Origin of the sequence: Stenotrophomonas sp. HITSZ_GD (assembly GCF_029543105.1) — a bacterium.
Lineage (GTDB): Bacteria > Pseudomonadota > Gammaproteobacteria > Xanthomonadales > Xanthomonadaceae > Stenotrophomonas_A.
On the sequence record NZ_JARQXB010000007.1, the window covers coordinates 173805 to 186680 of the forward strand.

At 70.2% G+C, this 12876-nt stretch carries 11 protein-coding genes; 7 read left to right on the forward strand and 4 right to left on the reverse strand.

Annotated elements, in window-relative coordinates:
- Positions 1-98: 98 nt before the first annotated feature.
- Entirely contained in the window at positions 99-1658 is a 1560-nt protein-coding gene (locus P6166_RS09540) for a phospholipase D family protein (protein ID WP_277764224.1), read from the forward strand.
- 1 nt (position 1659) lies between these two features.
- Here P6166_RS09540 and P6166_RS09545 read toward each other — a convergent pair whose 3' ends face one another.
- The 4 genes from P6166_RS09545 to rlmJ form a co-directional block, all read right to left on the reverse strand.
- Positions 1660-2058 (reverse strand): STAS/SEC14 domain-containing protein, encoded by a 399-nt coding sequence (locus P6166_RS09545; protein ID WP_277764225.1) that lies wholly within the window; start codon positions 2056-2058, stop codon positions 1660-1662.
- Between the two features lie 104 nt (positions 2059-2162).
- Positions 2163-5633 carry a transcription-repair coupling factor gene (mfd, locus tag P6166_RS09550; RefSeq protein WP_277764226.1) on the reverse strand — a complete coding sequence of 1157 codons (3471 nt, stop codon included), beginning with the start codon at positions 5631-5633 and terminating at the stop codon, positions 2163-2165.
- A 68-nt stretch (positions 5634-5701) separates the two neighbouring features.
- On the reverse strand, positions 5702-6244 hold the full coding sequence (locus P6166_RS09555; protein WP_277764227.1) for a GNAT family N-acetyltransferase: 543 nt from the start codon (positions 6242-6244) through the stop codon (positions 5702-5704).
- 118 nt (positions 6245-6362) lie between these two features.
- Entirely contained in the window at positions 6363-7220 is an 858-nt protein-coding gene (gene rlmJ / locus P6166_RS09560) for a 23S rRNA (adenine(2030)-N(6))-methyltransferase RlmJ (RefSeq protein ID WP_277764228.1), read from the reverse strand.
- A gap of 62 nt (positions 7221-7282) precedes the next feature.
- Between rlmJ and creB the strand changes: the two genes are divergently transcribed.
- The 6 genes from creB to P6166_RS09590 all read left to right on the forward strand — a co-directional run bounded on the left by creB (position 7283) and on the right by P6166_RS09590 (position 12699).
- Positions 7283-7987, forward strand: coding sequence for a two-component system response regulator CreB (gene creB / locus P6166_RS09565; RefSeq protein WP_277764229.1), 705 nt, complete (start codon positions 7283-7285; stop codon positions 7985-7987).
- A 3-nt stretch (positions 7988-7990) separates the two neighbouring features.
- Positions 7991-9436 carry a two-component system sensor histidine kinase CreC gene (gene creC / locus P6166_RS09570; protein WP_277764230.1) on the forward strand — a complete coding sequence of 482 codons (1446 nt, stop codon included), beginning with the start codon at positions 7991-7993 and terminating at the stop codon, positions 9434-9436.
- Between the two features lie 90 nt (positions 9437-9526).
- Complete coding sequence (gene creD, locus P6166_RS09575; protein WP_277764244.1) at positions 9527-10798, forward strand: cell envelope integrity protein CreD; 1272 nt, start codon at positions 9527-9529, stop codon at positions 10796-10798.
- The gene (locus P6166_RS09580; RefSeq protein WP_277764231.1) at positions 10795-11211 is read left to right on the forward strand and encodes a hypothetical protein; all 417 of its coding nucleotides are present in this window, start codon (positions 10795-10797) and stop codon (positions 11209-11211) included. The genes creD and P6166_RS09580 overlap by 4 nt, the downstream gene beginning before the upstream one ends.
- A gap of 4 nt (positions 11212-11215) precedes the next feature.
- Positions 11216-11821 carry a GNAT family N-acetyltransferase gene (locus tag P6166_RS09585; RefSeq protein ID WP_277764232.1) on the forward strand — a complete coding sequence of 202 codons (606 nt, stop codon included), beginning with the start codon at positions 11216-11218 and terminating at the stop codon, positions 11819-11821.
- Positions 11818-12699 carry a carbon-nitrogen hydrolase family protein gene (locus P6166_RS09590; RefSeq protein ID WP_277764233.1) on the forward strand — a complete coding sequence of 294 codons (882 nt, stop codon included), beginning with the start codon at positions 11818-11820 and terminating at the stop codon, positions 12697-12699. The genes P6166_RS09585 and P6166_RS09590 overlap by 4 nt, the downstream gene beginning before the upstream one ends.
- The last annotated feature ends 177 nt before the right edge of the window (positions 12700-12876 follow it).

Genomic DNA, 12876 nt, shown 5'->3' on the forward strand with positions numbered 1-12876 from the left:
GCACTCCTCCGGCGCGGACGCGGTACCGGTCCTCGCTTTTTTTTGGGGCATCGGCGGCATGACACGGGGCATTGACACGGGTTGTCTAGAATCGCGCCATGACCCGACGCACCGTGAAGTGGATCGCCATCGTCCTGGTGGGCTTCGTGCTGGCCTCCCTGGCCGCGCTGTGGAGCTATGGCCGCTTCACCGAGCGCGTGCGCGGCCCGGCGGGCCATGCCCTGCCGGTCGCCGCCGCGGCCACCGCGGTGGATCGCAGCGTGGCGCCCCTGCTGGCGGCCCGGCCGGAGGAGACCGGCATGGTGCTGCTGGCCGACAACGTCGATGCCTTCGCCGCGCGTGCGCTGCTGGCGCGCGGTGCCGGGCGCAGCCTGGACCTGCAGTACTACATGTGGCATCCGGACTTCACCGGCAACCTGCTCTACGACGAAGTGCTGCGCGCCGCCGACCGCGGCGTGCGCGTGCGCCTGCTGCTGGACGATCTCAACGTGAGCGGCAGCCGCGACGTGCTCGCCGCGCTCGATAGCCACCCGCGGATCGAGGTACGCCTGTTCAATCCCACCCGCGCCCGCGAGGGCAGCCTGGCGCGCGGCCTGGAAATGGTGCTGCGCTGGCTCAGCGTGAACCGGCGCATGCACAACAAGGCCTGGATCGCCGATGGCCGGGTCGCCATCGTGGGCGGCCGCAACGTGGGCGACGAATACTTCGACGCCGCGCGCGACACCAACTTCATGGACACCGACGTGGCGGTGATCGGCCAGGCGGTGGGCGAGGGCGAGCGCCAGTTCGACGCCTACTGGAACAGCCCCAACGCGGTGCCGCTGTCCGCGCTGGTCAAGCATCCCCATACCACGCTGGCGGCGGTGCGGCAGACGCTGGATACCGGGCTGCGCTCGCCGATGGCCCAGCCCTACCTGCGCAAGCTCGCGCAATCGCCGGGGGTCCGCAGCCTGGTGGCCGGTACCCGCGAGGTGCACTGGTCGCGCTCGGCGCACCTGATCTCCGACCCGCCGGAAAAGGCAGCCGGTGCGCCGCCCGCGCCGGACTGGATGACGCCGGTGCTGGTCCACGACATGTCCGGCGCGCGGCACCAGCTGCTGCTGATCTCGCCGTACTTCGTGCCCGGCGATGCGGGCCTGCGCTGGATGCGCGACCTGCGCCAGCGGGGCGTGGAGGTGGGCGTATTGACCAACTCGCTGGCCGCCAACGACGTCGTCGCCGTGCATGGCGGCTATGCGGGCTACCGCGCCCCGCTGCTGCGCGCGGGCGTGGCGCTGTACGAGCTCAAGGCACAGGGCAAGCCGGACGGCAGCCTGTTCGGTTCCAGCGGCGCGAGCCTGCACACCAAGGCGTTCGTGGTGGACGGGCGCACCGGGTTCGTGGGATCGTTCAACCTCGATCCGCGCTCGATGAACCTCAACACCGAAATGGGGCTGCTGTTCGAACAGCCTGACATGGCGCGCGAGCTGCAGCGGCTGTATGCACGCAAGACCGCGCCGGCGGTGAGCTACCGGCTGGCGCTGGAAGGCGACGCGCTGCGCTGGCACGACGATGCCGCGCGCCCGCCGCACACCTGGACGCGCGAGCCCGATGCCAGCGTGTGGCGCCGGGCGGCCGCGCGGGTGATCGGCTGGCTGCCGGTGGAATCGCAGCTCTAGCTCAGTCGGCGTCGGCCGAGTCCTGTTCCGGGTCGAAATCGGTCACCCAGTTCTGCGCCATCACGCGCTCGTCGGGCGCAAACACCTTTACCTCCGTGCGCGGCAGGAACCGGCCGGCCAGCGAGGTCATGCCGGCGACGAAGCCGGGCGCGGCGACCACCGCCACGCGCGCGAAGCGATGGTAGTGGCCGAAATTGCGCAGGCCATATTCCAGGTCGCGGCCCAGCGCGGGCAGCGTGAGGCCGGTGAAGCCGTCCAGTTCGCAGTAGATGCCGATGCGGCCATGGCGCTGCAGGCGCGCCTCCACGTCGGCGATGCAGCGGTCGTAATCCTCGCGATCCAGGGTGCCGCTGAAACGGTACGCGCCGACATGGTCGGCGGAGGGAAGGGCGTCGTACATGGGCAGCGTGCTCCGGGCGGGCGTGCGCGCAGTGTCGGGCCCGGGGGCGGAATGTGGCGTGAGAGAGGCACGGCGCGCGCCGCGCGCCGCGCGCGCCGGTCCCCTCAACCCTTCCGCAGTGTCGTCAGCAGCGCGCGTGCCGCGTTGAAGCGATCCTCCGCCTCCGGCAGCGGGTGCTTGATGCGCAGCTTGTCCGGGCCGTCCATCGTGTAGAGCTTGGGCTGCTTCTGGATCATCTGGATCACCGCCATCGGGTCGATGTTCGGCTTGGACTCGAACACCAGCCGGCCGCCGGCCTCGCCCAGCTCGATCTTGCGAATCCCCAGTTCATTGGCCTGCAGCTTCAGCTCGGCGATCGCGAAGAGGTGCTTGGCCGCCTCCGGCAACAGGCCGAAGCGGTCGATCATCTCCACCTGCAGCTCGCGCAGCGATTCGCTGTCGCGCGCGCTGGAAATGCGCTTGTACAGCGTCAGGCGGGTATGCACGTCGGGCAGGTAATCCTCGGGGATCAACGCCGGCACGTGCAGCTCCACTTCGGCGCCGCGCACTTCCTCGCCGGCATCCAGGTCGGGCAGCTTGCCCTGGCGGATGCTGCGCACGGCGCGTTCGAGCAACTCGGTGTACAGGCTGAAGCCCACCTCGGCCATCTGCCCGCTCTGGTCCTCGCCCAGCAGCTCGCCGGCGCCGCGGATTTCCAGGTCGTGCGTGGCCAGGGTGAAGCCAGCGCCCAGCTCGTCCATGGACGCGATGGCCTCCAGGCGCTTCTCCGCGTCCGGCGTCATCGAGCGCCGGTCCGGCACCACCAGGTAGGCATACGCGCGATGGTGCGAGCGGCCCACGCGGCCGCGCAGCTGGTGCAACTGCGCCAGGCCGAAACGGTCGGCGCGGTTGATGATGATGGTGTTCGCGTTGGGGATGTCGATGCCCGATTCGATGATCGTCGTCGACAGCAGCACGTTGAACCGCTGCTTCTGGAAATCCAGCATCACCCGCTCCAGCTCGCGCTCGGGCATCTGCCCGTGGGCGATGCCGATGCGCGCTTCGGGCACCAGTTCGGAGAGGTCGCGCTGCATGCGCCCGATGCTCTCCACGTCGTTGTGCAGGAAGTACAGCTGGCCGCCGCGCGCCAGCTCGCGCTGGAACGCTTCGCGCAGCAGTGCGTTGTCCCACTGGGTGATGAAGGTCTGCACCGCCAGCCGGTTCGGCGGCGGGGTGGCGATGATGGACAGGTCACGCAGGCCGGCCATGGCCATGTTGAGCGTGCGCGGGATCGGCGTGGCGGTGAGCGTGAGCAGGTGCACGTTGGCGCGCATCGCCTTGAGCGCCTCCTTCTGGCGCACGCCGAAGCGCTGTTCCTCGTCCACGATGACCAGGCCCAGGTCCTTGAACTTCACGTCCGATTGCAGCAGCCGGTGCGTGCCGACGATCACGTCGATGGTGCCGGCGGTGACCTTCTCCAGCTCGGCCTTGATCTCCTTGGTGGTCTTGAAGCGCGAGAGCACTTCGACCTTGAGCGGGTAATCGGCGAAGCGGTCGCGGAAGTTGCGGTAATGCTGCTCGGCCAGCAGCGTGGTGGGCACCAGCACGGCGACCTGCTTGCCGCCGCTGGCCGCGGCGAAGGCCGCGCGTACCGCCACCTCGGTCTTGCCGAAGCCCACGTCGCCGCAGACCACGCGGTCCATCGGCTGGCTGGATTGCAGGTCGCGCAGCGTGGCCTCGATGGCGGCGAGCTGGTCGGGCGTTTCCTCGAACGGGAAGCCGGCGGCGAACGGCTCGTACATCGCGCGGTCCACGTGCAGCGCCAGCCCGGCGCGGGCCTGGCGGCGCGCCTGGATCTCCAGCAGCTCGGCGGCCACGTCGCGCACCTTCTCGGCGGCCTTGCGCTTGGCCTTGGTCCACTGCTCGCCGCCGAGCGAATGCAGCGGCGCGGTTTCCGGCGAAGCGCCGGAGTAGCGGCTGATCAGGTGCAGCTGCGCCACCGGCACGTACAGCCGATCGCCCTTGGCATATTCGATTTCGAGGAATTCGCCGGGCATGCCGCCCACGTCCATGGCGATCAGCCCGCGATAGCGGCCCACGCCGTGGTCCTCGTGGACGATGGGCGCCCCTTCGGTCAGCTCGCCCAGGTCGCGGATGATCGCTTCCGGTTCGCGGCCGGCCCGGCGCGCGCGCCGCGGCTGGGTGGCACGCTCGGGGAACAGCTGCCGCTCGGTGAGCACGGCGATGCGCGGCGCATCCAGCGCGAAGCCGTCCTCCAGCGGGGCGACGGCGATGGCGAACCTGGCCGCCTCGTCCGCGAGGAATGCCGGCAGGTCCGGCACCACCTGCGGTTGCAGCGCGGCCGCGGCCAACACTTCCAGCAGCGCCTCGCGCCGGCCGGGCGAATCGGCGGCCACCAGCACGCGGCCGGGGTAGTGGGACAGGAAGGATTTGAGCGCCTCGCCGGCCGGCGCGTCCTTGGCCGCCACCGGCAACGGCGGCAGCGGCTGGTCGCCCAGCGCGGCCGCGTCCTGGAAACGCGCGTGGTCGTTCGGCCATACCTCGATGCGCGGCAGGTCGTTGAGCTTTTCGCGCAACGTATCCGGCGGCTGGTACAGCGCATCGGGCGCGAGCAGCGGGCGCTCGACGTCGTGGCGGCGCTGCTCGTAGCGCTGCTGGGTCTGGGTCCAGAACGCGTCGGCCGCGTTGGAAACGCCCGGCGCGACCAAGGTCAGCGTGCGAGGGCCGAGGTAGTCGAACAGCGTGGCGGTCTGGTCGAAGAACAGCGGCAGGTAGTACTCGATGCCCGAGGGCGCCAGGCCCGCCTTGAGGTCCTGGTAGAGCGCGCTGCGCCGGGTATCCACGTCGAAGCGCTCGCGCAGCCGCGCCAGCACGCGCTCCACGCTGGCATCGTCGAGCGGCACCTCGCGGCCGGGCAGCATCTTCACCGCCGGAACCTTGTCCAGCGAGCGCTGCGATTCGGGGTCGAATTCGCGGATGGAATCGATGTCCTCGTCCAGCAACTCGATGCGCAGCGGCGCCTCGGCACCCATCGGGTAGACGTCCAGCAGGCCGCCGCGCACGGCGAAGTCGCCCGGGTCCATCACCTGCGGCACGTTGCGGTAGCCGGCGCTTTCCAGCCGGCGCTTTTCCGCGTCCAGGTCCAGGCGCTGGCCGACCTTCAGGTCGAAGCTGCCGCCGACGATGTACTTCAGCGGCGCCAGGCGCTGCATCAGCGTCTGCACCGGCACCACCACGACGCCCTGGCTCAGGGTGGGCAGGCGGTGCAGCGCGGACAGGCGCTGGCTGATGATGTCCGGGTGCGGACTGAACTGGTCGTAGGGCAGGGTTTCCCAATCCGGGAACGGCAGCACCGGCAGCGTCGAGCGCTCACCCAGCAGTACCAGCAGGTCCGCTTCGAGCTGGTGCGCGCCGTGGTTGTCGCGGGTGACGACCAGCAGCGGGCCCTCGTGCGCCTCGGCGGCGCGGGCCACGTACCAGGCCAGGGCGGTGGCCGAGGCGGGATTGCGCCAGTAGGCGCGGAGCTGCCCGGCACGGGGCAGCGGCGGAGCGGGGAGGCGGGAAGAAGACGGCATGTGCCGGGGATTTTACCCCGGCCGGTTCATGGGAGCGTGTGGAAGGGGGGCGCGCGCTCCGCGGGTGCCTAACCCTCCAGCTCCAGCACCATCCGCAGCAGTTCCGGCGAGGTGGGGTGCGGCTGCGGCTGGAAACCCAGCGAGCCGGCCAGCTCCAGCATCGGCTCGTTGGCCTTGAGCACATCGCCGTATAGGCGGTCCAGGTACTTGCGGCGGGCCCACTTCACCAGCTTGCGCATCAACTGGCGGCCCAGTCCCTGGCCGGCGACGAAGTGGCTGACCAGGATCGTGTACTCGGCCTCGCGCGTGCCCGGCACGATGCCCGCGCGGGCCACCGCGCCCACCACCGCTTCGCCGGGGGGCAGTTGCTCGGCGGCGACCAGCACGATCTCGCTCTTCGGGTTCGGGTGGGTCAGCCGCTGCAGCATTTCCGGGGTGATGTCCTCCCCCGGCCCGAGCAGGCGGGCGCGGATCTCGTCTGGCCCGAGCAGGCTGAAGGCGCCTTGCAGCGGCGGGCCGTCCTCCGGCCTGACCGGCCGCAGCAACAGGGTGCGGCCGTTGGGTAGGTTGAAGTTTTCATGCCAGGGCGGCATGCGATTGCGGATAGCCATGACCTAGGTTCCTTCGGGTCGACAGGGGATGGCTCGACTGCGAAAAGCGCCGGCGGGGGAACCGGGGGAGCAAAGGCGTCACTCTACCTTCACGGGGCGTGAGTCCCCCGTGACGTGTTCAGTCGCCTGACTTGAGCCATTCCAGGCGCGTGGTCGCCCCGGCTTCGCCCAGGTGGGTACGCAACGCCGGCAGCGCCGGCGCCAGGACATGGTCGAACTGCCACGGCGCGTTGACCAGCAGCATGCCGCTGCCGTTGAGGCGCAACGGCGAGTCGTCCGGGCGGACCAGCAGCTCGGCCACCAGCACCGACTTGCCCGGCAGCGAGGCCGCCTTGCGGAAGAACGGCTGCAGGCTGCGGCGCTGCTTGATCGGGTACCACACCGCGCACATCGCCTGCGGCCAGCGGGTGAGGGTCTCGCGCAGGGCGGCGATGATCTGCGGGTACTCGGCGTCCTGCGCCTCGTAGGGCGGGTCGACCAGCACCAGGCCGCGGCCGATGCGGGTGGCGCCGTCCTTGGGCGGCAGGAACGCGCGCACCGCGGCGTAGCCATCGCCGGCGTGGACGCGCACGCGGCTGTCGTGGGCGAACAAGGCCTTGAGCGCGGCGACCTCTTCCGGCTGCACCTCGCAGCAGGCCATGCGGTCGTGCGCGCGCAGCGCCTGCGCGGCCAGCAGCGGCGAGCCGGGGTAGGTGATCAGCGCCCCCACCGGGTTGTCGGCCTGCACCGCGCGCAGGTAGCGCTCCACCACTTCCGGCAGCTTGGGCGAGCCCATCAGCCGCATCACCCCATCCTCCGCCTCCAGCGTGCGCTGGCTGTCGCCGCTGCCGAGCAGGTAGCGCCCGCGCCCGGCGTGGGTATCGAGCACGAAGCAGGGCGTGTCCTTGCGGTGCAGGGCATCGATCAGCGCGAGCAGGACAATGTGCTTGAGCACGTCGGCATGGTTGCCGGCGTGGAAGGCGTGGCGGTAGTTCATGGGCGGGCAGTGTAGTGGGTCCGTGCGCGCAGCGGGGCCGGCGCTTGCAGCGCGGTGCGGCTATGCTGCGCGCCATGTCCGCCGCCGCCCGCATCCTGTTCGTCGAGGACGAACCCGCCATTGCCGACACCGTGCTGTATGCGCTGCGCAGCGAGGGCTACGCGGTGGAGCACTGCACCCTCGGCCGGCAGGCGCTGGCGCGCCAGCGCGAGGCGCCGGCGGACCTGGTGTTGCTGGATGTGGGCCTGCCGGACGTGGACGGCTTCGAGGTCTGCCGAACGCTGCGCACCTTCAGCGCGGTGCCGGTGGTGTTCCTGACCGCCCGCCATGAGGAGATCGACCGCGTGCTCGGCCTGGAGCTGGGCGCGGACGACTACGTCGCCAAGCCGTTCTCGCCGCGCGAGCTGGTGGCGCGCGTGCGCGCCCGGCTGCGCCGCCACCTGCCGGCGCAGGCCGACCCGGAAGCCGGCTGGCGCCGCTACCAGTCGTTCGCCATCGACCGCGAAGGCTGCCGCATCCGCTACCGCGACCGCCTGCTGCCGCTCACCCGCTACGAGTACCACCTGCTGGCCGCGCTGCTGCAGCGGCCCGGCGCCATCCTCAGCCGCGCGCAGCTGATGGACCGCGCCTGGGACACCGATGCCGACAGTGCAGACCGCACCGTGGACACCCACGTCAAGACGTTGCGCGCCAAGCTGCGCGCGGCCGGCGCCGTGCAGGACCCGATCCGCACCCATCGCGGGCTCGGCTACGCGCTGGAGCCTTGAGCCGTGCGCCTGGGGCTCAAGCTTTTCCTCGGCTTCTTCCTGATCGCCGGCGTGGCCGCGTTCTTCGTCATGCGCGTGTTCGTCAACGAGGTGAAGCCAGGCGTGCGCCAGTCGATCGAAGCCACGCTGGTGGACAGCGCCAACCTGCTCGCCGAGATGGCCGCCCCCGACCTGGCCGCCGGGCACATCGCCGATGGCGCCTTCGCCCGCCAGTTCGCCCAAGCCATGCAGCGCGACCCGGACGCCATGGTCTGGCGTTTTCCCAAGCACCACATCGACTACCGCGTCGTGGTCACCGATGCGCGCGGCGTGGTGGTGTTCGATTCCAGCGGCCGCGACCTGGGGCGTGACAACTCGCGCTGGAACGATGTCTACCGCACGCTGCGCGGGGAGTACGGCGCGCGCTCGAGCCCGGAGAACCCGGAAGATCCGGATAGCCCTTCGGTGATGCATGTCGCCGCGCCGATCCACGATCCCGCCGACCCCGGCCGGCTGATCGGCGTGCTCACGCTGGCCCAGCCCAACCGCAGCATCGAGCCGTTCATCCTCGCCAGCCAGCGCAGCATCCTGCGGCAGGGGGCGTGGCTGGTGGCGATTTCCGCGGCGATCGGCTTGCTGGCGACGTGGTGGCTGGCGCGCGGCATCGGCCGGCTGCAACGCTATGCCAAGGCGGTGAGCGCGGGCGAGCCGGTCGCGCCGCCGCCGCCGCGCCGCGACGAGATCGGCGACCTGGGCCAGGCGCTGGAACAGATGCGGCGCAAGCTGGAGGGCAAGGCTTACGTCGAGCAGTACGTGCAATCGCTGACGCACGAGATGAAGAGTCCGCTGGCGGCGATTCGCGGCGCGGCCGAACTGCTGCAGGAGCCGCTGCCGGAGGACGAGCGGCAGCGGTTCATCGGGCATATCCAGGCGCAGGAGCGCCGCCTGACCGAGACCATCGACAAGTTGCTGGCGCTGGCCGAAGTCGAGCAGCACGGCTGGCTGCAGAAGCGCGCGCCGGTGGGGGTGGCCGCCTGGCTGCGGCAAGCGCTGGAGGCTGTGGCTACGACCGCCCATTCGCGCGACGTGACGCTGCGCCTCGACGCTGCGCCCGACCTGCCGCCGGTGACGGGCGATGCCTTCCTGCTGCATCGCGCGCTGGTCAACCTGCTCGACAACGCGCTGGCGTTCTCGCCAGCCGGCGGCACCGTGGTGCTCGGCGCCCTGCTGCGCGAGGGTCGCCTGCACGTGCAGGTGGACGATGCCGGCCCGGGCGTGCCCGACTACGCCCGCGAGCGGGTGTTCGAACGCTTCTATTCGTTGCCCCGCCCGGATGCGCCGCGCAGCTCGGGGCTCGGCCTGCCGTTCGTGGCCGAGGTCGCCCGGCTGCACGGCGGGCAAGCATGGCTGGACAACCGGCCCGAAGGCGGCGCGCGCGCCGAACTGGTGCTGCCCGCCGCCGCGCGCTGAGCGCATCACTTCACGCCCACTTCAAATTCGCTCCGCACAGCGCCCATGCGCGGGCACGACGCTGCGCCCCTCTTTCCCATGGGGCGTGCGATGAAATCGTTGAAACTGTTGTTGCGGTTCGCCGTGCTGGGCGGGCTGGTCCTGCTGTTGCTGATTCCGCTGTTGTTGATTCGCGGGGTGATCGCGGATCGGCAGCACTATCGCGACGAGGCCATCGAGAGAGTGGCGCGCAACACGGCCGGCCCGCAGCGCTTCCTCGGCCCCGTGCGCTACCTGCCGTACAAGGGCCGTTGGCCCAGCGAATCAGGCGTGATCGTGCAGGCCCCCAGGTCACTGTCGATACTGGGCGCACTGGTTCCCACCGAGCGGCGCGTGGGGCTGTTCCGCGTGCCCGTGTATACCTGGAGCATGCGCGTACGTGCGCAATTCGACCCGCTGCCTTACGAGGCGGTGCCGGGCCGCGTCTACGAGCAGCCGTACCTTGCCGTCGGCGTGTCGGATATCCGGGGCCTGGCCGGCACGCCTCGGCTCTCGGTGGCAGGCCGGCCTTTGCAGCTCGCCAGCGGCAGCCGGGCCCTGGCGCCGTTGATGCCGGGCTTGAGCGCCGATCTGGACGCGCCGCCTGCGGAAACCGCGGGCACGCTGGGCGCGTTGCAGGACGTGGCGATGGACATCACGGTCACGGGCACCCGCAGTCTGTCGGTGGTGCCGATGGGAGACAGCACCCAGGTCGCGCTGCGCTCGAGCTGGCCGCATCCGTCGTTCGCGGGGGCCTACCCACCCAACGAGCGCACGATCGACGCCGGCGGCTTCACTGCAAGCTGGTCCCTGTCCGCGCTCGTCACCCAGGCGCAGACCCAACTGGCGGCGGGCAAAATGCCCGACGCGTTTAGCGTGGAACTGGTCGATCCGATCGATGCGTACACCCAGGCCGACCGTGCCAGCAAATATGGCCTGCTGTTCGTGCTGCTCACCTTCACCGGCTTCGTGCTGCTGGAGCTGATCCGCAAGCTGAAGATCCACCCCGTGCAGTACCTGCTGGTCGGTCTGGCGCTGGCGATCTTCTTCCTGTTGCTGTTCAGCCTCTCCGAGCACATCGCATTCTGGCAGGCCTACGTGGCCTCGGCGCTGGCCTGTATCGGGTTGCAATCCTTCTACCTGGCGGGCGTGATGCGCAGCCGCGCGCTGGCCGCTGGCTTCGCGCTGATGCTCACGGCGCTGTATGGCGTGCTCTACACATTGCTGGTTTCCGAAGACAACGCGCTGCTGATGGGTTCGCTGCTGCTGTTCGGCATCCTCGCCGGGATCATGTGGCTGACGCGCCGGCTGGACTGGTATGCGCTGAACGAGGAACTGCGATGAGCGCCGCGGCGTTGATCGCCCTGCATCGCCGTGTACGCCGGCTGTTGCCGGCGGAGCTGGAGACGATGGCCGTGTTGCCGCCATCGGATTCGGCATGCTGGGCGACCTCGCCGCTGTCCCGCCTGCCGTTGGGCGGCGGCAGGCGAGGTAGGGTGGGGCTGCGGCTGACCGCCGCGTGCGCCGCGCGCCTGCCGGAAGCGGTGAAGCGCCCCGGTCGCGATGCGGAGGCGCCACGCTATCTCGGTTGGCAGGTGTTGCCCGGACGCGGCGGGCTGTGGTGCCGCAGCGCGGAGGGCGCTTTCGCGGTGCTGGCCGATCCGGCGCAGGCGAAGGCGTGGTTGTTCTGGCAGGAGCAGGGCACATGGCGCAAGTGGCCGGCACGGCAGGACCACACGGAGGCCGCGATAGAATGACGGCATGCCCGACATGCCCGTCATCTCCGTCCTACGCGGCGCCGACGTCACGCCGTTCCTCGACGATGTGGCACGCCTGCGCATCGCGGTATTCCGCGATTGGCCCTACCTCTACGAAGGCGACAGCGCCTACGAGCGCGAATACCTGGCCGCCTATGCACAATCGCCGGGGAGCGTCTTCGTCCTCGCGCGCGACGGCGGGGCGGTGGTGGGTGCTTCGACCGGCCTGCCGCTGGTCGACGACGCGCCGGACTTCCGCCAGCCCTTCCTCGACGCGAAGCGCGATCCCGCCGAGGTGTTCTACTTCGGCGAATCGGTGTTGCTGCCGGCCTACCGCGGGCGCGGGCTGGGACATGCTTTTTTCGACGCGCGCGAGGCACATGCCCGCGCGCTTGGCCGCCACACGCTGACCGCATTCTGCGCGGTGGATCGCGAAGCCGGCGACGGGCGCCAGCCGCGCGCGCACCGTGGCAACGAGCCGTTCTGGCAAAAGCGCGGCTACACGCGGCAGCCCGAGTTGAAACTGCGCCTGCATTGGAACGAGATCGGCCGTGGCGACATCGCGCACGCGCTGACCTTCTGGACCCGCCCGCTGGAGAAGCACGCATGAAAGTCGCCGTTGCCAAGTACCCGGTAGGCCAGCCGGCGGACTTCACCGCGTTCGCAGAGAAGCAGGCCGCGTTGCTGGGCGAAGCGGCGTCAGCGGGCGCACGGCTGGCGGTGCTGCCGGAATACCTGTCGCTGGAACTGGCGGCGACGTTCGGTTTGCCGGTGCTGGCGGACTTGCACGCCTCGTTGGCGGCGATCCAGCAGTGCCATGCGGATTATCTGGCGCTGTTCTCCCGGCTGGCGCGCGCGCACGGCATGCACGTGGTGGCGGGGAGCTTCCTGCTGGCGACGGGGGAGGGGCGTTATCGCAACCGTGGCTACTGGTTTACGCCGGACGGTGCGATGGGTTGGCAGGACAAGTTGCAGCTGACCGGCTTCGAGAAGAAGACCGGGGTGATCGAGGGCGGTGATGCGCTGAAGGTATTCGAGGCCGACGGAGTGCGGGCGGGCATCGCGATCTGCTACGACAGCGAGTTTCCGTTGCCGGTGCGGGCGCAGCAGCAGGCCGGTGCGCGGTTGCTGGTGGTGCCCAGCTGCACGGATACACCGGCCGGGGCGATGCGGGTGCAGGTGGGCTGCATGGCGCGCGCGCTGGAGAACCGGCTGTTCGTGGCGCAATCGGTGACGGCCGGGCTGGCCGCGTGGAGCCCGGCGCTGGACGTGAATACCGGCGAGGCGGCGATCTACGCGCCGATGGATGTGGGTTTGCCGGCGGACGGCATGCTGGCGCGCACCGCGGGCGACGAGGTGTGGGCGATGGCGGAACTCGATTTCGACGCACTGGAGGCCAGCCGTGCGCGGGCGCAGGTGGCGGTGGATGTGGATTGGCGGGGGCAGCTGTCGCCTGGGATTGTTCGGGCGGTGGTTTCGGAGTGGTAGGAGGGGGGAGTGGGTGGCGGCCTGCGGCCGCTTTTGTTTTTGGTTTTCTGCGGTTCTGTTGGTTTTTTGGCCTTCGATGTGGGTCGGCTTGCAGCTATTTGTGCACGGCCTGCGGGGGCTGGGCCCTTTCGGGACACGCCGTGAACCCATCCATGGGGGCTCGTAGGCGACATCCAT

Bases quoted from the DNA above. Each gene is read 5' to 3' on its own strand.
- P6166_RS09540 (WP_277764224.1), top strand. From the start codon at position 99: ATGACCCGACGCACCGTGAAGTGGATCGCCATCGTCCTGGTGGGCTTC.
- P6166_RS09545 (WP_277764225.1), bottom strand. From the start codon at position 2,058: ATGTACGACGCCCTTCCCTCCGCCGACCATGTCGGCGCGTACCGTTTC.
- mfd (WP_277764226.1), bottom strand. From the start codon at position 5,633: ATGCCGTCTTCTTCCCGCCTCCCCGCTCCGCCGCTGCCCCGTGCCGGG.
- P6166_RS09555 (WP_277764227.1), bottom strand. From the start codon at position 6,244: ATGGCTATCCGCAATCGCATGCCGCCCTGGCATGAAAACTTCAACCTA.
- rlmJ (WP_277764228.1), bottom strand. From the start codon at position 7,220: ATGAACTACCGCCACGCCTTCCACGCCGGCAACCATGCCGACGTGCTC.
- creB (WP_277764229.1), top strand. From the start codon at position 7,283: ATGCTGCGCGCCATGTCCGCCGCCGCCCGCATCCTGTTCGTCGAGGAC.
- creD (WP_277764244.1), top strand. From the start codon at position 9,527: ATGAAATCGTTGAAACTGTTGTTGCGGTTCGCCGTGCTGGGCGGGCTG.
- P6166_RS09580 (WP_277764231.1), top strand. From the start codon at position 10,795: ATGAGCGCCGCGGCGTTGATCGCCCTGCATCGCCGTGTACGCCGGCTG.
- P6166_RS09585 (WP_277764232.1), top strand. From the start codon at position 11,216: ATGCCCGACATGCCCGTCATCTCCGTCCTACGCGGCGCCGACGTCACG.
- P6166_RS09590 (WP_277764233.1), top strand. From the start codon at position 11,818: ATGAAAGTCGCCGTTGCCAAGTACCCGGTAGGCCAGCCGGCGGACTTC.